Below are 541 nucleotides of genomic sequence, written 5' to 3' on the forward strand. Positions count from 1 at the left end.
AGGCGAGCCTGAATCATATACCGCTCCTTCGTCACCGCCATCTTTATATACCTCACTATCTGTATCTTGCCAATCTAAAATAGCCGTAGCAATATCAGGCTCTAAGCTTAATTGCGTTAATAACTTTTGTAATATGGCGAGCGCCGCGCTATTAACCGTGCCATTTTGATACAGATTATTGATATTAAAGCGGCTCGCTTCGTCCCGCAGCTCAATGCTTATGCTATGTGCGCCCAAAGCGTAAGGCGGTATCGGCTGCGCCCAAATATCCTGCGTGCTATCGGTATTATTAAGCTCGTTATCAGCGCGGATCATCGTTACTGCCAATTGCTCGCCGGCATGGATATCTTGCAAAAGTTGATCTTGATTAAGCAACAGACCACTTCGACGTATGACAATTTTTTGACTGGCAAGCATAGCCCCTGCGACCACAGTAATACTGACAACCAATAGCAAAACCGTCAGTAACGCTACACCGCGCTGGGAGTTCGCTGTTATGCTCATTGCCTTGCCCCTATGCTGCTCTGCTGCTCTGCTGCTC

At 47.5% G+C, this 541-nt stretch carries 1 pseudogene; it reads right to left on the bottom strand.

From position 1 onward, the window contains the following. Positions 1-504 (bottom strand): annotated as a pseudogene (locus tag ACTXGO_RS16090) (general secretion pathway protein GspK); the annotation flags it as partial. Between the last annotated feature and the right edge of the window lie 37 nt (positions 505-541).

Source organism: Psychrobacter sp. T6-1 (genome assembly GCF_052258445.1).